The organism is Terrihabitans soli, assembly GCF_014191545.1.
GTDB classification, from domain to species: Bacteria; Pseudomonadota; Alphaproteobacteria; order Rhizobiales; family Methylopilaceae; genus Flaviflagellibacter; species Flaviflagellibacter soli.
Genome location: NZ_AP023361.1, coordinates 752337 through 773551, shown reverse-complemented (window position 1 = coordinate 773551; position 21215 = coordinate 752337). Strand labels below are relative to the sequence as shown.

Annotated in this window: 24 protein-coding genes and 1 pseudogene; 7 read left to right on the top strand and 18 right to left on the bottom strand. The window is 62.3% G+C overall.

The window, feature by feature from the left end:
* Positions 1–7: 7 nt before the first annotated feature.
* Genes IZ6_RS04055 through IZ6_RS15915 form a run of 4 tightly spaced genes read right to left on the bottom strand, consistent with a single transcriptional unit; the run spans position 8 to position 3772 of the window.
* The gene (locus IZ6_RS04055; protein ID WP_222876731.1) at positions 8–325 is read right to left on the bottom strand and encodes a hypothetical protein; all 318 of its coding nucleotides are present in this window, start codon (positions 323–325) and stop codon (positions 8–10) included.
* Positions 322–1380, bottom strand: coding sequence for a response regulator (locus tag IZ6_RS04050; protein WP_222876730.1), 1059 nt, complete (start codon positions 1378–1380; stop codon positions 322–324). Before IZ6_RS04050 ends, IZ6_RS04055 begins: the two co-directional genes overlap by 4 nt.
* The gene (locus tag IZ6_RS04045; protein WP_222876729.1) at positions 1377–1805 is read right to left on the bottom strand and encodes a response regulator; all 429 of its coding nucleotides are present in this window, start codon (positions 1803–1805) and stop codon (positions 1377–1379) included. Before IZ6_RS04045 ends, IZ6_RS04050 begins: the two co-directional genes overlap by 4 nt.
* Positions 1802–3772, bottom strand: coding sequence for a CHASE domain-containing protein (locus IZ6_RS15915; RefSeq protein ID WP_225873994.1), 1971 nt, complete (start codon positions 3770–3772; stop codon positions 1802–1804). Before IZ6_RS15915 ends, IZ6_RS04045 begins: the two co-directional genes overlap by 4 nt.
* 285 nt (positions 3773–4057) lie before the next feature.
* Here IZ6_RS15915 and IZ6_RS04035 point away from each other — a divergent pair, with 285 nt between their 5' ends.
* The 5 genes and pseudogenes from IZ6_RS04035 (at position 4058) to IZ6_RS04015 (ending at position 8342) form a co-directional block, all read left to right on the top strand.
* A complete protein-coding gene (locus IZ6_RS04035) occupies positions 4058–4702 on the top strand; it encodes a MotA/TolQ/ExbB proton channel family protein (RefSeq protein WP_225873993.1) in 645 nt (214 codons plus the stop codon).
* Positions 4702–5157, top strand: a pseudogene (gene tolR, locus IZ6_RS04030) (protein TolR); the annotation flags it as partial. The gene IZ6_RS04035 and the pseudogene tolR, both read left to right, overlap by 1 nt.
* Positions 5158–5282: 125 nt before the next feature.
* Positions 5283–6077, top strand: coding sequence for an energy transducer TonB (locus IZ6_RS04025; protein WP_222876726.1), 795 nt, complete (start codon positions 5283–5285; stop codon positions 6075–6077).
* Between the two features lie 341 nt (positions 6078–6418).
* On the top strand, positions 6419–7279 hold the full coding sequence (locus IZ6_RS04020; RefSeq protein WP_222876725.1) for a tetratricopeptide repeat protein: 861 nt from the start codon (positions 6419–6421) through the stop codon (positions 7277–7279).
* Between the two features lie 118 nt (positions 7280–7397).
* Positions 7398–8342, top strand: coding sequence for a peptidylprolyl isomerase (locus IZ6_RS04015; RefSeq protein WP_222876724.1), 945 nt, complete (start codon positions 7398–7400; stop codon positions 8340–8342).
* Here the strand turns inward: IZ6_RS04015 and IZ6_RS16020 are convergent, their stop codons facing one another.
* From IZ6_RS16020 to IZ6_RS03980, 8 genes are all read right to left on the bottom strand, one after another.
* Positions 8343–8468 carry a hypothetical protein gene (locus IZ6_RS16020; protein WP_263971505.1) on the bottom strand — a complete coding sequence of 42 codons (126 nt, stop codon included), beginning with the start codon at positions 8466–8468 and terminating at the stop codon, positions 8343–8345.
* 82 nt (positions 8469–8550) lie between these two features.
* On the bottom strand, positions 8551–9369 hold the full coding sequence (fdhD, locus tag IZ6_RS04010) for a formate dehydrogenase accessory sulfurtransferase FdhD (protein ID WP_222876723.1): 819 nt from the start codon (positions 9367–9369) through the stop codon (positions 8551–8553).
* Positions 9362–9619, bottom strand: a complete 258-nt coding sequence (locus IZ6_RS04005; RefSeq protein WP_222876722.1) for a hypothetical protein — start codon at positions 9617–9619, stop codon at positions 9362–9364. The genes fdhD and IZ6_RS04005 overlap by 8 nt, the downstream gene beginning before the upstream one ends.
* 16 nt (positions 9620–9635) lie before the next feature.
* On the bottom strand, positions 9636–9929 hold the full coding sequence (locus IZ6_RS04000; protein ID WP_222876721.1) for a formate dehydrogenase subunit delta: 294 nt from the start codon (positions 9927–9929) through the stop codon (positions 9636–9638).
* Positions 9930–9932: 3 nt separating this feature from the next.
* Positions 9933–12788, bottom strand: a complete 2856-nt coding sequence (gene fdhF, locus IZ6_RS03995; RefSeq protein ID WP_222876720.1) for a formate dehydrogenase subunit alpha — start codon at positions 12786–12788, stop codon at positions 9933–9935.
* A 14-nt stretch (positions 12789–12802) separates the two neighbouring features.
* On the bottom strand, positions 12803–14362 hold the full coding sequence (locus IZ6_RS03990; protein ID WP_222876719.1) for a formate dehydrogenase beta subunit: 1560 nt from the start codon (positions 14360–14362) through the stop codon (positions 12803–12805).
* Positions 14359–14832 carry a formate dehydrogenase subunit gamma gene (locus IZ6_RS03985; protein ID WP_222876718.1) on the bottom strand — a complete coding sequence of 158 codons (474 nt, stop codon included), beginning with the start codon at positions 14830–14832 and terminating at the stop codon, positions 14359–14361. The genes IZ6_RS03990 and IZ6_RS03985 overlap by 4 nt, the downstream gene beginning before the upstream one ends.
* A 101-nt stretch (positions 14833–14933) precedes the next feature.
* Positions 14934–15830 (bottom strand): LysR family transcriptional regulator, encoded by an 897-nt coding sequence (locus IZ6_RS03980; protein ID WP_222876717.1) that lies wholly within the window; start codon positions 15828–15830, stop codon positions 14934–14936.
* 219 nt (positions 15831–16049) lie between these two features.
* On the opposite strand from IZ6_RS03980, the gene IZ6_RS03975 reads away from it, so the two are divergent.
* Together IZ6_RS03975 and IZ6_RS03970 are read left to right on the top strand one after the other, a co-directional pair.
* The gene (locus IZ6_RS03975) at positions 16050–16334 is read left to right on the top strand and encodes a hypothetical protein (protein ID WP_222876716.1); all 285 of its coding nucleotides are present in this window, start codon (positions 16050–16052) and stop codon (positions 16332–16334) included.
* Between the two features lie 228 nt (positions 16335–16562).
* Positions 16563–16817, top strand: a complete 255-nt coding sequence (locus IZ6_RS03970; protein ID WP_222876715.1) for a hypothetical protein — start codon at positions 16563–16565, stop codon at positions 16815–16817.
* 2 nt (positions 16818–16819) lie between these two features.
* Here the strand turns inward: IZ6_RS03970 and IZ6_RS03965 are convergent, their stop codons facing one another.
* From IZ6_RS03965 to IZ6_RS03940, 6 genes are all read right to left on the bottom strand, one after another.
* Complete coding sequence (locus IZ6_RS03965; RefSeq protein ID WP_222876714.1) at positions 16820–17653, bottom strand: glycosyltransferase family protein; 834 nt, start codon at positions 17651–17653, stop codon at positions 16820–16822.
* A gap of 198 nt (positions 17654–17851) precedes the next feature.
* Complete coding sequence (locus IZ6_RS03960; RefSeq protein ID WP_222876713.1) at positions 17852–18703, bottom strand: DNA adenine methylase; 852 nt, start codon at positions 18701–18703, stop codon at positions 17852–17854.
* A 126-nt stretch (positions 18704–18829) separates the two neighbouring features.
* Entirely contained in the window at positions 18830–19255 is a 426-nt protein-coding gene (locus IZ6_RS03955) for a hypothetical protein (RefSeq protein ID WP_222876712.1), read from the bottom strand.
* The gene (locus IZ6_RS03950; protein WP_222876711.1) at positions 19256–19480 is read right to left on the bottom strand and encodes a hypothetical protein; all 225 of its coding nucleotides are present in this window, start codon (positions 19478–19480) and stop codon (positions 19256–19258) included.
* A gap of 73 nt (positions 19481–19553) precedes the next feature.
* Positions 19554–19964, bottom strand: coding sequence for a hypothetical protein (locus IZ6_RS03945; protein WP_222876710.1), 411 nt, complete (start codon positions 19962–19964; stop codon positions 19554–19556).
* A complete protein-coding gene (locus tag IZ6_RS03940; RefSeq protein WP_222876709.1) occupies positions 19964–21196 on the bottom strand; it encodes a glycoside hydrolase family 19 protein in 1233 nt (410 codons plus the stop codon). Before IZ6_RS03940 ends, IZ6_RS03945 begins: the two co-directional genes overlap by 1 nt.
* Positions 21197–21215: the final 19 nt, after the last annotated feature.

The window sequence follows — 21215 nt, the reverse complement described above, 5'->3', positions numbered from 1 at the left end:
GACAGGCTTAAAGAAGCTCGATCGGTTGGGCCCGGACGATCACGACATCCTGGCGGAAGCGCTTTTCCAGCTCGGCCCGGTACGAGGACCACCACGCGCGGTCGAGATTTTCGTCCATGACCTCGACGACGACAATGTCGTCGTGTCCGGTGCCGGCATCCTGCTTCCATCGCCCCTCGGCCGGCGCCCGGCTATAGGCGGTGACGCCGCCGAAGCGCTCCGTCAGTTCGCGCGAAACCTGTTCGAACGCTTCGGATGGAAAACCCTCGCCCTCATTGTCCCGCGTCGGCAGGAGAAGCTGGACGAGATGGCGGGTGCCGCTCACTCGGCGGAAAAGCGCAGAACGACCCGCGTTCCCTTGTGCTCCCGGTCGAACTCGACCGGCGAGCCTACCGCGCGCGCCATGGAATTGATGATCTTGGTGCCGAGCCCCGAGCCGGTCCCCACGGCGCCCGTCCAGCCGACGCCGTCATCTTCGACGCACATCGACAGACCCTCGCCTTCCCGCCCCAGCCGGACGCGGATCTCGCCTTTGGCCCCGTTCGGATAGGCGTATTTGTAGGCGTTGGTGACGAGTTCGGTGACGATCATGCCGAGCGACACCGCGCGGTCGGTCGGCACCAGAACATTCTCAGCCGAAAGCTTGATGGCGTGCGAGCGTCCATCGCCTTTCAGCGCGTGCTGCAACTCTTCGACCAGACCTTCGAGATAGGTGCCGATTTCGACGAAGCGCACGTCATCGGAGGTGTAAAGACGCCGGTGGATCTGGCCGATGGCGGCGATACGACCCTGCGTTTCTGCTAGCGCATCGCGCGCCGCGCCATCCTTCACCTCGGCCGATTGCATGGTGACGAGCGAGGAAACAAGCTGCAGCGAATTTGCGACGCGGTGATTGACCTCGCGCAGCAGCATCACCGCACGGTCGCGGCCTTCACGGACAAGACGCTCGGCTTCATCGCGCTGACGTTTCAGATCGCGCTGCTCGACCGCGGCGGCAACGGCGCTGCGCAGAAGTTCGAGGAATACGCCGTCGACATCCTTGATCACATAATCCGCAGCGCCGGCTTTCAGCGCAGCGACCGCGATGCGGCTCTCATCGGCGCCGGTGACGTAGATAACCGGCGGCGGATCGGGCAATTTGCGTACGGCTTCGAGCGTCGCAAGCCCGTCTTTGCCCGGCATATAATGATCGACGGTGACAACATCGAAGCGCTGCGATTGCAGGAGTTCGAGGCCCTCATCGCCATTCGCCGCAAAATGCACAACAAAGCCGTGGCGCGTCAGCGCCTTTTCGACGAGACGCCGCAGACCGGCATCGTCGTCGATATACAGAACCGAAATGCTTCCCGCCGATGGCGAAGAAGCGGACGTCTCGCTCATTTGGGTTCCGGAACCTGAATGACCGAGAGGAAGAGGCCGAGCTGGCGGATCGCCTGGGCAAAGGTCTCATAATCGACGGGCTTGGTTATGTAGACATTGCAGCCGAGATCGTAGCAGCGCTGGATTTCGGTCTTGTCGTCGGTGGTCGTCAGGACGACGACGGGTGCACGGCGCAGCGTGTCGTTCGATTTGATCTTCGCCAGAATGTCCGTACCTGTCATATCGGGCAGGTTGAGATCGAGAAGAACAAGGAACGGTCCGTTGGCAAGGCTCGGCTCGGAAAACAGATGATCGAGCGCCGCGGTGCCGCTGACGAAATGGCGGATTTCATTGTTGACGCCGGCGCGGCGGATGTTCCGCTCGATCAGCCTCGCGTGCCCCTCATCGTCTTCGATCATGATGATCGTGACAGCCTGGTCGCTCATCCCTCGTCCCCTTCTTCCGTTCTTGTCATCACGCCGGGCAGACTGACCCGGAATGTCGATCCTTCGTTCGCAGCGGAATTGAGAGTGATCGTGCCCCCAAGCCGCCTGACGAGAGCGCGGACATGGGCGAGGCCTATGCCTTCTCCAGGGCGGTCCTGCGCACCTGCGCGCCGGAACAGATCGAACACCCGGGCATGATCCCTCGGATCAATGCCGCGGCCGTTATCCTCGACGTCGTAAAAGACCGTCGAGCCCTCTTGCCATCCCTGCACCCTTATCTGCCCCGGGCGTCCGGGCGCAAGATATTTGACGGCGTTTTCGAGCAGATTCGTAAAGATTTGCTCGATGGCCAGCCGGTCGCCGACAAGGTTCGGCACATCCTCGATGTTAAGCTTGGCGCCGGCCTCCGCCAGCTGGTGGGCCAGGCTCTCGCCAATACCCTCGAACAGGCGCTTCATATCCAGCGGTTCGGGCGTCAGTACGCGCCCGCCCTCGCGGGACAGCCGCAAAATGGCATTGATCAACCGGTCCATTTTGGCCGTCGAAGACCGGATGAAGTCGATCGCTTCCGGCAGTTCTTCCTCGATCGCCTGTTTGACGTCGGGGGTTGCCCTTTCGGGCAGGGTTGCAACGACATTGTTGTAGAATTTCGAGATCGTCTCGCGGGCGACCTGCAGCTCGCTGGTAAAGCCCATGACGTTGACGAGCGGCGACCTCAGATCGTGGCTGACAATATAAGCAAAGCGCTGGATTTCATCGTTTGCCGCTTTCAGATCCGCCGTTCGTGTATCGACGATCTGTTCCAGATTGCGATTGAGGGTTTCGAGCGCACCGCGCGCGCTTTCAAGCTGCGCCGTGCGTTCTTCGACACGCCCTTCGAGACTGGCATTCATTTCGCTGAGCTGTTCGCGCGCGGTTTCCGCGGAGGCCGTGGCCCGCACCTGCGTCAGCGCCGCGCCGAACAGGATGACGGTTGCGAGCAGACCGCCCGCCGCGACGATCGGAATGAATATCCGGTTGGCATCGGGCAAAAACGCATCGGTGCTTGTGAGTACCACGGTCCAGTCATGGTCGCCGACGGACATCTTCCGCACCGTCGAAAAGCTTTTGTCGTTGTGCGGCTGATTGGTGGACGGACGATAAAGAACCGTCTCTTCCGATATCGCGTTGCCGTCATAGACGGTGATATCGAGCTCCGGCATGCGCGCACGCTGCTCAACCGCCCGCACGAAAAGAGTGCTGGCGCGGAATGGGCTGAAGACCCAGCCGCGAAGATATGCGCGGCGTTCCTCGACCGTTGCCGGTATGCGCCCGAGGGGCCGGTCATAGACGGGCAAAAAGATCAGAAACCCGGCTTCCTGATCCGCGGGATTGAGGCCGAGTATGACCTTTCCGGAAATAGCGCGCAGCCCGGTATCGCGCGCATGATCCATGGCCATGGCCCGGACCTTCTGTGTGTACATATCGAAGCCCGAACCGGCCACCGATCGAGCATCACGCGGCTCAAGGAAATTGATGGCCGTGTAGAAGTCGCGCTCACCGTCCGGCTTGATGGCGAAATCGGGAAGCCCGTCGGCGCGGATCTCAGCGAGGATCTCATCGCGGCGGGCGGCCGGAATGGCCCGGATAAAACCGATGCCCTGAATGCCGGCATAAAGTTCCGGCAGACGAAGGCGATCGATATAGGCCGCAAACTGATCCGATCTGACGTGACCCCCGGCGGACGCGAACAGCCCGGCCGTGCCGCGCAAAAGTGCGATATAAGTGTCGAGCCGGTCGGACACGACATCGGTGCGCTCGCTTGCGAGCGCCTCAAAACGCAGCCCCTCGGCGCGGTCGACAGAGGATTTGATCTGCACGACGGCGAGCGCCGTGCACAAAAGCCCCGCCGCCAGAACCAGAAGCGGCAGACCGATCCGAGACGTTCGAAAGGAAGAGCGACGCGAAAGCGGGCCCGAGGACAACATGGGGGATGTCTTTAAGTGAAAGGCCCAGCCAACGCGACCACATAAGTTATCCGCGTGGGGTAAGCTTTTGCACTTCCCATCACTCTGCCCGGCATCCCTGATTAGGCTGCGGACGCATCACCTAAAACGCTGATAGATTTGAGCTTTTCTAATTCCAATCGAACGCGGCTATGTTGACTTAATTGGCGTGCGATGTTGGAAGAAGGCGCGGAGCGTTGCGGGCTCCTTCGACATTCCTTTTGCGATACGGGGTCGGCGATGACCGGCGGGCATGATCTCTCTTTTATGAGCCTGTTTATGCAGGCGGATCTCATCGTCAAATCGGTGATGGCGGTGCTTGCCCTCGCCTCGCTCGTCTGCTGGACGATCATCATCGAAAAGCTGTTCCGCCTCACCGCCATGCGCAGTCAGGTCCGCCGCTTCGAAAAGGCGAACCGCTCGGACGAAGGCTTCTCCGACATCAAGGGCGATCTTCCGCAGAGCATCATGACGGCCGGGCTTGCCGCCTGGCGTGACAGCGACAAGAGCGAAAGCCGCGCCGAGCGCCGCGACCGCATCGAGCGCGCCATGAAGCTGGCTATGACCATGCGCCTGCGCCGCGCCGAAATCGGCCTGCCCTTCCTCGCAACCATCGGCTCGGCGGCGCCCTTTATCGGCCTGTTCGGCACGGTGTGGGGCATCATGAATTCCTTCTCGGCCATCGCCGAAAGCCAGGACACCAGCCTCGCGGTCGTCGCGCCCGGCATTGCGGAGGCTCTGTTTGCGACCGCCATCGGCCTCGTCGCCGCCATTCCCGCCGTCATGGCCTACAATAAATTCAGCGTCGATCTTGGCCGCATCGCCTATCGGACCAATGCCGTCATCGCCGATGTCGGCAATCGTCTGTCGCGCGATCCGGTGAGCCGCGTCCGGGCAGAGGCGGCGGAATAATGGGCGCTTCGTTCACCGGCGGGGGCGGCTGGGACGAAGAGGACGGATTCCGTCCGATCTCCGACATCAATGTTACGCCGCTTGTCGACGTCATGCTGGTGCTGCTCATCGTCTTTATGGTGGCCGCACCGCTGATGACAGTCGGCGTGCCGCTGCAACTGCCCAAAAGCGCCGCCGCAAAAGCCCAGGAGCCGAAAGAGCCGATCGTCGTCTCCATCGATAAGGAAGGCAAAGTCTTCCTCGACAAGGAAGAGCTGGCGGAAACGGCGATCGTCGAGCGCCTGACGGGACTTGCCACGCAGGATGCCGAACAGGTTGTCCTCGTGCGCGGCGACAAGGAAATCCAGTATGGCCGCCTGATGGAAGTCATGGGCCAGATTTCGAGCGCCGGCTTCCGTAAGGTTTCTCTGATCGCCGAAAAAGCTCCCGGCGCAGCTCAGGCGGTGCCCACTCCGCTCACCCCGGCTCCCGCCGGCGAGACCAATAGTGCGCCTGCCGCGGCGGCACCGGCTTCGCCGATGCCGGACCAGCATCCGCCGATCCCGCCGTCGGCCGTCACTCCCGCGGAGCCGGCAACACCGTGAGCAAAGCGGGACGGCGCGTCCTCGAAACCTCACCCCATGCCCTGGAAGAGCGGCTTGTCCGCCGCGATCGCGTGCGTCTCGGTGTGGCTTTCGGCGCCGCCGTGCTGCTGCATGCCTCGACCGCACTTAGCCTCGTCTATTGGGAACCGCCGGAGCCTCTCGCTCCCCCCGGCGAGATGACCATCACGATCGATCTTGCCGCCGCCTATTCGCAGGCCAGCGCCGATCAAGCCGGCGTTACCAAGGAATTGGTGCCGCAGACGCCGCAACCGCCGACGCCTCCCGAAGAGCCGACGAAGGAGGAAGAGGTTGTCGAGGAGGTCGAGCCGGCGCCCGAGCCGCTGATCAAAGAGGAAGTCGCGGAAGTGCCGAAGGCCGAGGAGGCCGAAGTCATTATCGCGCCGAAACAGCAGAAGGAAAAAAAGAAAAAGCCGACGCCTCAGGCCGTCACGCCGAGCCCGGCCGCCGCTGCTGCCGCGACGACGAAATCAGAAGTCTCAGGCCGCGGCGCGAGCGCCAGCCCGAGCGAGATCAACGCCTATCTCGCTCGCGTGCGATCCGCCATTGAGCGCAACAAGAAAATTCCGTCCGGCGGAGGCAAAGGCATCGCCTATGTCGCCTTCACCATCACCCGCTCGGGCGACATAACCGGACTTCGCCTCTCCCGCTCGTCAGGCGCCGCCGTCCTCGACAGCGCCGCACGCACGACGGTGGCCAGCGCCGGACTTCCGCCGATCCCGGAAGGCATTCCGGCGCCGATAAATTTGGGCGTCCCGATCAATTTCCGCTAAGCAGGAATCCTTAACGGGCCGCTTTGCCGCCACCGGATCGTTCCGGGGCTCTGGAAGCGCTGGGTACATACGTGCTTGCACAAATTTTGTTCAGCATTCACGTATTGCGACAACAGCATGAAATTCCACGCAGATGGCGGCCGGACGCGCGGCATCGCGCGTATCCGCAATGCGATAGTGCATCGTCAAGTCTTTTTCTTCGCGATGTCTGCGGGTACGGTGCTCTGAGTTAGTGATCGCGGACCGAACGGGCCACCATCATGCAGTTGCGTATCACCCTGCTTATCGCCGGCGTAGACGGCGGCCGTCAGTGCCCCTTCCAAGTCCGGATTTGAATTCAAATGGTTTTCGCGCGTCCGAAATCCGCTGACGAATTGCGCGCCGTATCCGGCGATGAATTGCGGGCTCTCGTCGAGAAGAGCCCGCAGATTGGTGCGCGGCTTGTTGAATCCGCTGCCAAATACGGACTGCTCTCCGCCCAGCTGACCTTTGCGCGCATGCTGCTGCACGGTCATGGCGTGCCGGTCGATCAGGCTTCGGCCTGCCGGTGGTTTGCGGTCGCGGCCGAAACCGGCGATCCGGAAGCCATCAATATGCTGGGCCGCTGCCACGAATTCGGCTGGGGCGTGCCGGTGAACCGGCACAACGCCGCCTCCTATTACCGTCAGGCGTCCCGGAAGAACTATGCGTCCGCCCAGTACAATCTTGGTCAGATCCTTCTCGCCGGACAGCCGAGCCCGGCCGAGCGCCGCGAGGGTCTGGGCTGGCATCTTGTCGCCGCCAAGGCCGGCCATGCCAAAAGCATGAATGTTGTCGGCCGCTTCTGCGAAGAAGGCTGGGAGATGCCCAAAAGCGTCGACAATGCCATCGGTTGGTTCCGCAAGGCCGCCGAGGCCGGCGATTGCTGGGGGCAGTTCAATCTTGGCCGGGTCCTTGCCGATGACGGCGATATCGACCAGGCGCTGGTCTGGCTCGCCCGCTCCATCGAAGAAGGCGACGATGAGTTCGTAGCCGCCATTATTCCTTCCCTCAGACAGCACCCTGACCCGGCGGTCCGGGCTCTGGGCGAGGCCGCAGCCCGCCAGGACCCCAAAACCGCCTCGGCCGGGCCGGAGCTCTATCCGGAGCCGCACCGGCAGGCGCGCAGCCGCCTGGGGCTCGGCTGGCTGTTCGGCGGCCCTTCCGGTGCCCCCGCCCGTTAAAAATTCCCGTTAATCTCTCCCCACAAAGGTTTTGGGCGGCGCGACCCCCGAATTGCCAAAATCTCGGTGATGTTGCATCCGTCTAGAGGGGTGCAGGAGCCGCACGGGACTGGAACTTATGAGCATCACTATCAACGGCCTCCGCCGCCGCGCCGCTTTCTGGCTCGGGGCGATCATACTGCTGACGGCGACGGGCCTCGGCTCGGGGAGCGCTGCGGCGCAAACCTCGATTGTCGCGCTCGTCAACAATACCCCGATCACCTCGACCGAGGTCGCCGAGCGGCGCGCCGTCATCCGTCTGATGAAGAAGCAGGATATCGCCGCGCGCGCGGCGCTCGACCAGCTCATCGACCAGCAGCTGCTATTTGCCGAAGCGTCCCGCCGCCAGATCAAGATCGCCGACACCGAAGTCGATGCCCGCTTCAACGCCATCGGCGCCAACGCCAAGCTAAGCCCCGAGCAGCTCGGCCAGGCTCTGGCGCAGACCGGCGCGTCGACACGCGCCTTCAAGGCCGAGATCCGTGCGACGCTTTTGCAGCGTAAGATGATGGGCATGCTGTCGCGCACCGCGACCGGCGTCAGCGAAAAGGAAATCGCCGCCGGGATCACCGCGAAGAAGACCGGAGGCGAAGGCGCCGCCTACCGCTACAACATCCAGCAGATCATCTTCATCACGCAGAAAACGGCGAGCCCGGCGCAGATCAATCAACGCAAGAGCGAAGCCGAGGGCTTCCGCCGCCGCGTGACCGATTGCGCGCAGGCGATCAATCTCGCCAAGGAACTGCGTGAGACGGCGGTGAAACCGCCGGTGACACGCATGAGTGCCCAGCTGCCGGGAGATTTTCGCGATCAGCTGGCGGCGATGAAGATCGGCCAGACGACGAAGCCCGATACGACGCCGAACGGCGTCGAAGTCATCGTGATCTGCGACAAGCAGGAAGTGGCTGACGATTCTGCCCTGCGAAACGAAGTTCAGAGTGAACTCGCGCAGGAAACCGGCAAAGCCGAACTCGATAAATTTGTCGCCGATCTGCGCAAGCGCGCCCTGATCATCTACAAATAATCAGGCGCGCTTTTCTTTCTCCCGCAGAATTTTCTGCGTCTGACGGCTGGCCCGTTCGAGAATGAAAGCGAAAAAGAAGAACGCCGAAAGTACGACGGCGAGAACGATCTTGGTTTCGAGAGGCATGGCCCTTCTCCGTGCGAGAAGGCCATTTTCAAGCACCGCCCGGGCTGATGCATTGATCGCAATCAAACGCCGATAACTGCCCTCAGGCGGCGCTTGAGGCTGCCCCTGAGCCGATGCGCCCGGCATGGGTGAAGACTTCGAAACTGTCGCCGCGGGCAATCGCGATCAAAGTGATCCCCGCTTCCTCCGCCATTTTCACCGCAAGCGCCGTCGGCGCCGAGACGGCGGCAATGACCGGCGCGCCAATGGCGGCCGCCTTCTGCACCATCTCGACCGAGACGCGGCTCGTAAGTACGATAAGACCGTCTTTGGCCGAGCGCTCCGAGCGCACCAGATGTCCGACCAGCTTGTCGAGCGCGTTATGACGGCCGACATCCTCGCGCACGGCAACAAGCCCCTCGCCCGGTGTCCAGAAGCCGGCGGCATGGATGGCGCGGGCTTCTTCGTTCAACACCTGCCGGGCGGGAAGCGCGGCCATGGCGGCAACAATGTCTTGCGGTCTTAGATGCCCGGCCGCCGAAACCGCCGCCGGCGCCTTCACCGCTTCCGTCAGGCTTTCGATGCCGCACAGCCCGCAGCCCGTGGGACCGGCAAGTAGGCGCCTCCGTCGCGAATAGGTCTCGGCAAGTTCGGGCACGAGCCACATGCGCAGCTCGACGCCTTCCGCCTCCTCGATGACCTCGAGCGAGGTAATGTCTTTCGGTGTCCGGATCAGGCCCTCGGTGGTGCTGAAGCCGACGGCAAAGTCCTCAAAATCCGCGGGCGTTGCCATCATCACGGCCTGCGTCGAGCCGCCATAGGTAATGGCGATTGCCACCTCGTTCGGAATCGGGCGCTCGGCAACCGTGAAGCTGTCGCCCTTCCATACCGTGCGCCTTACGCGCTCGATCGGATTAGGCATGGCCGCCTTCTTTCTTTGACGCCGCCAGACGGTTGGCAACATCGGTCAGCGCTTCGGCGAGCTGACGCAGTTCGCGTTCGCTGAAAGCCACCTGCACGGCGGCCGTGGGCTGGCCGGGCTTGGGCGGTGCACCGACTTCAAGCCGAAGCCCGCCGCGCTCATTGGCGAAGACGGCCGTCGTGAAACCGAGAAAGGGCCACAGCTTCAAATGGCCCTGCTCGTTCTTGTCCCAATCGTCAAAATCGGCCATCGCCGCCTCGCGCGGATCAGCCCGCGTCGCTGGCCATCTGGCCGGTTTCGGAGGGGCTCGGCACGCCCTTATGGGTCGGGCTGGCCGTCTGCGACTGAGTCATACGATGGAAGGCTTCGATCACCGCCGGGCGCAGGCCCTCGCCGCCATGCTCGATATGCGCCGCAAGATCGCGTCGCATCACCGGCGACCAGAACTTCTTGATATGAGTCTGGACGCCCGACACGCATTGCTCGCCCGAATAGGGAGCGAAGAAGTCGGCAATCTGGTTCGCCATGCGAACCAGCGTCTTTGTGTTGTCGCCGGCCATGTCTTACTCCGCCGCGTCGAGAATACGGGTGAGCGAGATTTCTTCTTCCAGGAACTTCTCCTGCCAGTACGAGGGACCGTTGGTCTTGCGGACCTCAACGGCGGTCACCTTGTATTCGGGGCAGTTGGTCGCCCAGTCGGAGTAATCGGTCGTAATCACGTTCGCGCCCGTCACCGGGTGATGGAACGTGGTGTAGACGACGCCCGGCTGCATGCGGTCGGTGATCTTGGCGCGCAAAGACACTTCGCCGACGCGGCTCTGGATCGCCACAAGATCTCCATCGCGAAGGCCGCGGTTTTCCGCGTCGAAGGGATGAATCTCCAGCACGTCTTCCGGATGCCAAGCCACGTTATCGGTACGCCGCGTCTGGGCGCCGACATTGTAGTGGGCAAGGATACGGCCCGTCGTGAGGATGAGCGGGAATTTGTGCGTCGTGCGCTCCTCGGTCGGCACATATTCGGTGAGCATGAACTTGCCCTTGCCGCGGACGAAGCGATCGACATGCATCATCGGCGTGCCGAGCGGCGCCGCCTCGTTGCACGGCCACTGAACCGAGCCGACCTTTTCAAGCAGATCGAACGAGACATTGGTGAAGGTCGGCGTCAGACGCGCGATCTCATCCATGATCTCGGACGGGTGGCTGTAATTCATCTCATAGCCGAGCGCCTTGGCCAGCATGAGCGTGACTTCCCAGTCGGCATAGCCGGCCATCGGGGTCACCACCTTGCGGACGCGGCTGATGCGCCGCTCGGCATTGGTGAATGTGCCGTCCTTTTCGAGGAAGGACGAACCCGGCAGGAAGACATGCGCATATTTCGCCGTCTCGCAGATGAAGAGATCCTGCACCACGACGCATTCCATCGCCGACAGACCGCCCGCCACGTGCTGGGCGTCCGGATCGGACTGAACGATGTCTTCGCCCTGGATGTAGATGCCCTTGAACCGGCCGCCGATGGCCTCGTCGAGCATGTTCGGAATGCGCAGGCCCGGCTCGTTGGAGAGCGGACGGCCCCACAGGCTTTCGAACATTTCACGCGTCGCATCGTCGGAGACGTGGCGATAGCCCGGCAGTTCGTGCGGGAACGAGCCCATATCGCACGAGCCCTGCACATTGTTCTGGCCGCGCAGCGGATTCACGCCGGCGCCTTCCTTGCCGATATTGCCGGTGGCCATGGCAAGGTTCGCCATGCCCATCACCATGGTCGAGCCCTGGCTGTGCTCGGTGACGCCAAGGCCGTAATAGATGGCTGCATTGCCGCCGGTGGCGTAAAGACGCGCCGCACCACGGAGATTGGCCGCCGGAATACCGGTGTACTGCTCCATGTTCTCGGGTGAGTATTTCTCGTCGGCGACCATCCGCGCCCAGCTTTCGAAATCGGCGATTTCGCAGCGCTCGCGGACATATTTCTCGTCGATCAGCCCCTCCGTCACGATGACATGCGCCATCGAATTGATGAACGCGACATTCGTGCCGGGCTTCAGCGGAAGATGGAAATCGGCGGCGATGTGCGGGGACTTCACGAGATCGATGCGGCGCGGGTCGGCGACGATGAGCTTCGCACCCTGGCGGAGGCGATGCTTCATGCGCGAGGCGAACACCGGATGGCCGTCGGTCGGGTTGGCGCCGATGACCATGATGACATCGGCCTGTTCGACCGATTTGAAGTCCTGCGTGCCGGCGGAGGTGCCGAGCGTGACGCTCAGGCCATAGCCGGTCGGCGAGTGGCAGACACGAGCGCAGGTATCGACATTGTTGTTGCCGAACCCGGCGCGGATGAGCTTCTGAACGAGATAGGTCTCCTCGTTCGTGCAGCGCGAGGAGGTGATGCCGCCGACCGAGTCTCGGCCATAGGTCGCCTGGATGCGCTTGAACTCGGAGGCCGCGTGATTGATCGCCTCTTCCCAGGACACTTCCTTCCACGGATCGGTGATCTTGGCGCGAATCATCGGCTTCAGGATGCGGTCCTTGTGCGTGGAATAGCCGAATGCGAAACGGCCCTTCACGCAGGAATGGCCCTCATTCGCCTTGCCGTCTTTCCACGGCACCATGCGCACCAGCTTGGAGCCGGCCATTTCGGCCTTGAAGGAACAGCCGACACCGCAATAGGCGCAGGTCGTCACGACCGAATGTTCGGGAGTACCGATTTCGATGACAGCCTTCTCGTTCAGCGTCGCGGTCGGGCAGGCCTGCACGCAGGCGCCGCAGGAGACGCATTCGGACTGCAGGAAAGGCTCCTGCATGCCGGGCGACACGCGGCTGTTGAAGCCGCGGCCGGAAATCGTCAGCGCGAAGGTGCCCTGCACTTCTTCGCAGGCGCGGACGCAGCGATTGCAGACGATGCACTTCGACGGCTCGTAGGTGAAGTACGGGTTCGACTCGTCCTTCTCCATATAGAGATCGGACTTCTTGTCGAAATGGCTGTAATTATCCATGCCGAAGCGCACATCGCGCAGACCGACGGCACCGGCCATATCCTGAAGTTCGCAATCGCCGTTCGCCGAGCAGGTCAGACAGTCGAGCGGATGGTCGGAGATGTAGAGTTCCATCACACCCTTGCGCAGGCGCTGCAGGCGGTCGGACATCGTGACGACCTTGATGCCAGGCGCGACGGGCGTCGTGCACGATGCGGGCGTTCCCGCGCGGCCTTCGATCTCGATCAGGCAGAGACGGCAGGAGCCGAAGCTTTCGAGCATGTCGGTCGCGCAGAGCTTCGGAATCTTCGTTCCGACCTCCATCGCGGCGCGCATGATCGAGGTGCCTTCCGGCACCGTCACTTCAAACCCGTCAATGGTCAGCGTGACCATATTTTCGGAACGCGACCGGGGCGTCCCGTAGTCGATTTCCTCAACGAGTGACATGGCCTTCTCTCCTCTTATTCCGCAGCCTGGAGCTTCTGCCCGCGGCGGAAGTCCTCAGGGAAATATTTCATGGCGCTATCGACCGGGAACGGCGTCATGCCGCCAAGGGCGCAGAGCGAACCGAGACGCATGGTCTCGCTGAGATCGCCGATGAGCGCGAGATTCTTCTCGACATCGATGCCGGCGCGGATCTTGTCGAAAGTCTCGGCGCCGCGGGTCGAACCGATGCGGCAGGGCGTGCACTTGCCGCAGCTCTCAATGGCGCAGAACTCCATCGCAAAGCGCGCCATTTTCAGCATGTCGACCGTGTCGTCGAACAGCACGATGCCGCCATGGCCGACGCCGGCGCCGATCTTGGCGAATTCCTCGTAGTCGAACAGCGTCTCCCACAGCGAAGTGGGCAGATAGGCGCCGAGCGGACCGCCGACCTGCACGGCGCGTTCCGGACGGCCCGAAGCCGTGCCACCGCCATAGTCATAGACCAGCGAGCCGAGAGTGCAGCCGAAGGCGATCTCGACGAGACCGCCATATTTCAGATTGCCGGCGAGCTGGACGGGCATCGTGCCGCGCGACCGGCCCATGCCGAAATCGGCATAGTACTTACCGCCCTCCGACAGGATGATCGGCACCGATGCCATGGACATGACATTGTTGATGACGGTCGGCTTGCCGAACGCGCCGACAAGGGCGGGCAGCGGCGGCTTGGCGCGAACCAGGCCGCGCTTGCCTTCGAGCGATTCCAGGAGCGAGGTTTCCTCGCCGCAGACATAGGCGCCCGCCCCCATGCGGACTTCCATATCGAAGTCGTAGGACGAGCCCATCACTTTCTTGCCGAGCAGGCCGGCCTTGCGCGCGATCGCGATGCAATCGTTCAGCGCCTTGATGGCGTGCGGATATTCCGAGCGGACATAGACATAGCCATAGGTGGCGCCCACAGCCATGCCGCAGATCGTCATGCCCTCGATGAGCACGAAGGGATCGCCTTCCATGATCATGCGATCGGAGAAGGTGCCGCTATCGCCTTCGTCGGCATTGATGACGACGTATTTACGGTCGGCCTTTGCCGCCGCGACCGTGCGCCATTTGATGCCGGTCGGGAAACCGGCGCCGCCGCGACCGCGCAGGCCCGAATTGAAGACCTCTTCGACCGTATCTTTCGGACCGAGCTTGATCGCTTTCTCGAGGCCCTTATAGCCGCCGAGCGCCTTATAGGCCTCGAGAGAACGCGGATCGGTGATGCCGCAGCGCGCAAAGGTCAGGCGCTGCTGGTTCTTGAGGTAGGGATGCTGGTCGATGAGACCGATATGGAGCTTGTGCTTGCCCTTGCCCTCATGAAAGCCGTCGTCGAACAGCGCCTTCACATCCGACGCTTCGACCGGACCATAGGCGACACGGCCTTTCGGCGTTTCGACCTCGACCATCGGCTCCAGCCACAGCAGGCCGCGCGAACCGTTGCGCACGATCTCAACGGGCAGTCCCCGCTTCAGCGCTTCGGTCTGAATGGCGAGCACGACCTCGTCGGCGCCGCAAGCGAGCGCAGCGACATCGATCGGAACGTAAATCTTGATGGTCATGACTGCGCCTCGGACAAGAGGGCGTCGAGCTTGGCTTCCGTCACGCGGCCGACCATGCGGTCGTCGAGTTGTGCGGACGGGCCGTTGGCGCACAGGCCAAGGCAATAGATCGGTTCAATCGTCACGCGACGGTCCGGCGTCGTCTCGCCGAGTTTCACGCCAAGACGCTTTTCGGCGCGTTCGCGCAGGGCGTCCGAGCCGTTCGACTGGCAGGCTTCCGCCTGGCACAGCTTGAGGACGTGACGGCCCGGAAGTTCGCGGCGGAACTCGTGGTAAAAGGTGACCGTGCCGAAGACTTCCGCCCGCGAGAGATTGAGGGCCTCGGCGATCATCGGGATCGCGGCGTCGGGCACAAAACCGAATGCGTGCTGAATGTCGTGCAGGATCGGCAGCGTTGCGCCGTCAACGCCTTGAAAGTCTTTGATTATTGCCGCGGCGCGCTCGGCAGACCACGGTTCGAAGTGGGACATTGCAAAATCCTGCACTCTCTTTGGATATACTCCAAAGAATGTAACAGGAACTGGAATAGTTCAATAAAGCGGTCTCGTTTCCCGATAGATAAAGTCTATCGTCAGCCCTTGCTGCCCAGCTCCGGCGCAAACAGGCGGGCTTCGCTCAGAAAGGCCGCGATCAGGGGCGTCATCGGATCGCGCTCGGCGACGACAATCCCAACAGTTTGAGAGACTTGCGGCTCAACGAGCGGAACGGCGTGAACGTTTTCGAGGTCGAACAATTCGGCGAACTGGCGGGGCACGATGCTCGACCAGGCACCGGTCCGGACATGGGCGACCAGGGCCGTGGCGGAGTCGGATTCCAGCGTCGGGGGTGTCGCATCGCCAGCCTGGGCGAGCAGCCGGTCGATGATCCGGCGATTCTGCATGTCCGGCGACAACAGGCAGAGCGGAAGTTTTGCAGCTTCTTTCCAGGTGGCCTTGGCCTTCTTGCCGAGCGGCCCTTCCCGGCCGGTGAGAAGCAGATACTCCTCCTGATAGAGCGGGAAGGTTTTGACGCGGCCGAGCGGCTCGTTCTCGACATAGGTGATACCGACATCGACATCGAGATTTTCGATCTGGGTCAGGATCGACAGCGACGTCCGCGAGACAATGTTGAAACTGACATTGGGATGGCGCGCCCGGAACGGCGTGGTTAGCGCCGCCACCATATTGAGGGCCGTCGGGATGGCGGCGATGCGCAAATGGCCGGAAAGGCCCTTTTTCAGAGCGTTGATCTCCTGCCGCAAAGCACGGCTATCGCCGACAATGCGGCGGGCCCAGTCGAGCACGCGCTCGCCCTCGGCGGTGAAGCCCTGAAAGCGCGATCCGCGATCGACAAGTCTGACCCCCAGCATGTCTTCAAGCTGCTTCAGCCCGGCCGACAGGGTCGGCTGGGTGACGCCACAGGCCTCGGCGGCGCGGCCGAAATGCCGCTCGCGGGCGAGCGCCAGAATGAATTCGAGCTTGTCGATCATCGAGTTTGGAAATCCTGCGGGTTGCCCGCGATTCCACATAAGACGCAGGAGATTGCAAGAAACCGCATGGAAGGCGGCAGGAAACGGCCGGCCGGAGCTTCGCCGGCCTTCGTAAATTATTCGCCTAAGTCATTGAAAAGATTGGTAGCGGAGGCCCGCTACACGAGATCCCCCCGACGATCCCGTTCCGGCTTGTGGCGTGATATCCTCGGATTCGAAATGACGAACAACGTTCTCAGGATTTTTGATACTGTTGATGTCTACCACCCTTCAGGAGGCGTCTCGGCATTGCGCGTGGTGGCGTTCGAGAACGATGCAGCCATCTTAGGCGATGGCATCCGGTTGATTTGCCCCCTTGCCCATCTCAGTCAGGGCGAGCACGGCCGCTTCGAATGGCGATATCAGGCACCAGCCTTTTACTACGGAATGGAGGTCGTCGAAACCATCCCGATGGATGAAGTTCGCTTCGTGCACTCCGATGGACGGGTCGATATCTTCAAATGAAGAGAGATCGGAAGCCGCCTATCCCGAAGCCAGTCACGGAAGACGGCAGGGCTATTGTCGCAATTACCTTCTCTGACTCGATCGAACTCGATGCGCCCTACTCGCCGGAGCCGCCCCCTCGCCATCGGTTTGCAGTCCTGTGGCTAATGCGGGATGCCATCAAGCGCGCTCGCCGCATTTTGGAATGACTCGCCTCCTGGCGGCTCCTGCCCTAGTTTCCGTCGCCCCATGGGCAGCGTCTTCGAACTCACCCGCCGCACGATCCTCAGCCAGCTCCCCCAGGCGGCGTTCACGCACGTGCAGTTCACATGCGCGGAATGCGATGCGGTCTGCCGCGTGCCGCTCGACGATCTGACATGGAAACAGAAGATAAACACCCTCGCCAGCGCCGAGCCGCTGATGGTCTGCCGGTGCGGAGGCCCGGCTGTCGAGGGCTCTATCGGCGCATGGTCGCCGACGAATTTCTACCGCGGCCGGCGCTAGCCTCAGGTGAAGATCTTGCCGTCTTCGCGGATCTCATAGGCCAAGCGCGCCAGCACCATATTCTTCGGCCGCAAATGCTCGCGGAAGAAGGGCGGGCGCTCGATCGGGCGAGCGTCCATCGCCGCGATCTCCGCATCGGTCATTGCGTGGAAACTGTATTTACCGCGGTTGAACGGAAACAGCCGCAGCCGCTGGCGCCCGCGCCGGAAGAGCGTCGGGAACGGCACATGCATCACGATGGGCGAAAACGGGAAGAGCCGCATTCTGCCGAGTTCGGCGAGCCGCTTTTTATTGAGTTGCTCGGAATCGAGCATGCGCCAATCGATATCGTGCAGCCGGTCGAGATGGGTAATGCCGACATCCGAATAGGATGTTTCCGGCCCGTGCCGGTAGGCGCCGTTATGGACGACGATGTCGTAATTCCCGCGCCGCAGAAAACGCGGATCGACCTGAATGACTTTCTCGTCGCTCGCGAAGATCTCGGAATATTGCTGCAGCACCGGCTCCGACAACGGCCGCACGAATTGCATATCGTCCTGCAGCATGAAGAGGTAGCGGAAGCCGCGCGCCCGGGCGAAATCCATCGCCGCCTGGATGTTCTCGTAGAGGTTTCCGTGCCGCCTTCCGTCCTTCGGCCGCGGATTGGTGAAATCCGCATAGAGCAGAGGACGGCTGCGCTCGATGACCCGCAGCGTCTCGGGATCGTCGCTGGCATCGTCATAGACCGCCGTCTTGAACCCGGGGGCCATGGCCCGCACCGACTCCAGACAAAGCTGCAGCGTGTGCCCCCTGTTGTAGGAGAAAACGCAGATGAGCGTATTACCGGGCGCGATCATCCCGCACTTCATACGAGATTTTCGGCCAACGCTCAACTATGGGGCAATTCACGGGTTGCAAACGCAAAAAAAGCCCGCCCCGGCTTTTGGCCGAGGCGGGCAAGTTCAGGAGGATACGCTCCAAGAGGCAGCAGCAACAGAAACCTGTCACTACCTACGCAGACGCCACGCGCACATCCGGCGAAGCGGTGCCGGAACTCATTCCGCTGCGAACAGATCCGGTGCCGCGGCGCGGCGCACCTGTCCGTGCGGGAAAATCAGGACTTCCTTTGCATCCGGCGCCTTGTCGCCGCCGGCGATCGTGTAGGGAACCTCGAACTCTTCGAAGGCGAAGGCCGAGAAACACTCGCGCACGCCCGGGCAATCGTTCAGCGACATGAGGAACGTGCCCGATATCTTCGTCAGCATCTGGGCCAGGCGCTGGAAATCGGCACGCGAGAACAGGCCGCGGCCGTAGTCTTTCTCCGAGCCCCAATAAGGCGGATCGAAATAGAACAGCGTCGTCGGCGCGTCATAGCGCGTGATGATTTCGCTGTAGCAGAGGTTCTCGATGACGACGCCGGCGAGCCGTTCATGCGCGGCCTCGAGGACCGGGCCGAGCCGGGTGACATCGAAATTGCCCGGCTTGTCGCGGAAGATGCCGAAGTTCTGGCCCGAGACTTTGCCGCCATAGGCCAAGCGCTGCAAATAGAGAAAGCGCGCGGCCCGCTGCATATCCGTCAGCGTCGTCGGATCTGTGCGCGCCAGGCGCTCGAATTCGCGCCGTGACGTGATCTGGAATTTCATCATGTCGAGGAAGGCGACGTAATGACATTGCAGAACCCGAAAGAGATTGGCTACCTCCGATGACAGATCGTTAATCACTTCGAGCTTCGGCGCCGATCGGCGCCGGAGGAAGATGCCGCCCATGCCGATGAAAGGTTCGACATAGGCGACGTGCGGGATCTGATCGATGCGGGCGATGATATCGCTCGCGAGAACCTTCTTGCCGCCGATATAGGGCGCGACAGGATGCGCCGGCGCAACCGCGCGGCGTTCGAAACCTTCCATATTGGGAATGCCTTAAGGATGAGAGGCCATCCTGCCGGGCGGCAGGGCGGCGTTATCCTTTAGTGTCGTCGGGCGGGGACCGTCGCCAAACTGTCCCCCGCTGCGGGCGTAAGCCCGCCCCTGCCTCTATGGAGTCTTGCTCACGAGAGCGACCAGAGCTTCGCTGAACCGATCGCTCATCCGGTTCACACTGTCCTTTATCTCGCCCATCGAATCCACGAGATCCTCTTTCACGCCGTTCAGCATTTTGAACGAGGCGTAGTCCTTGGAGACGCGGAGTTCGAGTTCGTGGATGGCATCGGCCGCGGCCAGTCGAACTTCGTGAACCATATCCTTGGTCTGAAGTTCGAGCTGGTGATGAAGCGCCTTGGCTTCATCGGCTTTCATCAGGGCCGTGCCGACCTGTACATTGCGATCGTGCTTTTCGGCTTCCAGCCTGCGATCGACCCAAGCCCGCGCCGCTGCGCCGGCGCCCAAGATGGCGAATATAAAAACAACGATGGCCGAGACGATCTGCCATGTCTGCCAGGCGTGTTCCGCGTTCTCCGCCATCTACTGTTCCTTCGGCGCTTCCTGTGAGAGACGACGCAATTCCGCACACGGGTCTTTGGGCTTCTGGGTACGCCCGAACCACTTCCGCTTCTGCACTTTGCCGCCGATCGTTTCGAAGTATCGGCGTAGGTTTTCGGTCGTCAGCTTGCGGGCGCAGACTTCCAGCTCCCAGCCCGTCTTGTACTTATCTGACGTGTCCGGCCACGAGTCGTCACGTGTAATCACCGGTTCCGAAGCCGGGGTAACGACAATCGACTCGACCGGAGGCGTCGAACGCTGCTGCGCCGCAAAGACCGCCTTATCGGGGTTGTGCGCGCATCCGCTGATAATCAGACTCAGAAGGCATGCAGCCAGTATCGCCGGCAGCTTTCGGGCGGGCGCGGCGCTGCTTGCGGAGGCGATCGTTCTCGGCATCGGCATTGGCTTTCAGCTCCTGCAGGTCGAGAACCTGCTTCGTCATATTGAAGAGGGCTTCGGTGGATGCGCCGCGGTCGATCTCGCCGGCGACGGCAATGCTCCGGTCGGCCGCAGCTTTACAGACGGCGCGTTCGATCTTCGTGGCGCGGTGATGGAAGAACAGCCCGCTGACGACTGCGGCGATGAGAACGCCGCCGATCCACGTCCGTGCAAACGCGCGGACGGCCGGGATCGCAGCCGTCGCGAAGTTTTTGAGCCCGAACCAGATGGCCCAGAGCGGGAGGCCGAACATCAGGCGCCATCCTGACCGGGCGTCGTCGTGATCGCGCCCGTCTTCTCCGCCTCCAGCCGCGCCGTCTCGATGCGCTCGAAGCGATTGCGCAGGATAAAGCAAAGCAGGAGCGCCGCGGCGCCGTAGGCCCAGAGCGGAATGTCCGTCGCGATCTCGCGCACGGGTGCGAGATAATCCCAGGCATCGCCGAAGAAATCGACAACCGCGGAATAGACGGTGGTCAGGGCCGCGCCCGCCGCGCCGATCCAGATTTCAAATTTGCTCTTCTGCGTCGTCTGGACGATGGGGCTGTTTTCCTTGATGTCCTTCGCCGTCACGTTCTGCCGTGCTTTGGCGATCGGCCGCGAGCCTGGCTCGGCGGCATCGAGAAGAGCGATGTTCTCGGCGTTCGGAAAGCCCGTGATCGGCAGGCCGTTGTCGTTCTCGAATGCGGACATGGCGGCGACGGATTTTCCGCCCCAGTCATCGTCCACATAGCCCACCTCGGTATATCCGACCTCGCTCAGCTTCTCCTTCACCGACTTTGCGACGAGCCCGTCGACCGCCGGTGCGGGGGGCGCCGCCTCCGGCTCTTCCTCGACGGCGGGCGAGATCAGGGAGGCGCGCTGCGGCGCGTCCTGCGGCAACGCCTTGTAGGCGCGCGCCAAAGCCGCCTTGAATTCAGCCAGGCCGTGCGTGCCGCCGTTGACCGCCTTGCGCGAAGCGATCGGCGCATCGGCGTCGGCATGCTTGGCCACGCGCTTTGCGAAATAGAGTGCCGAAGCCTCCGTGCCGCGATCGGGATCGAGCAGCAGATCCGGCTCGGCGATGACGTCGAGGCCCGTTGCGTTCTTCACCATCTGGAAGTTCGAGCGGCCGGTTGTCTGCATCGGCCCGAGCCCGCGATATTTCCAGCCGTCCCCCGGCTGCATGTTTCCGAGATCGCGGCGGTTGCCGTAGACCTTTTCGGCAAGAGCGACGGGATTTCTGACGAAGGGCTGTGCGGCGGCATCGGTCTTGAAGCGCGACGGCCAGACTGCACGGATGCGGGCCGCGGTCTTGTAGTTCAGATTCTCTTCGAGCCGAGTGAACCCGCCGGTTTCGACCGACATATGGGACAGCCAATGCCCCACACGCCGGCGTGTCGTGATGTCATGCTCGGCGGCATAACGGTTGATCGGCCCTACGAGCTTTCCGGCGAGCGGCGCCGGGCCGTTCGCAATCGCCCGGAGATGGGCGGCGGTGACATGCATAAGTCTCTCCCCGAAACGA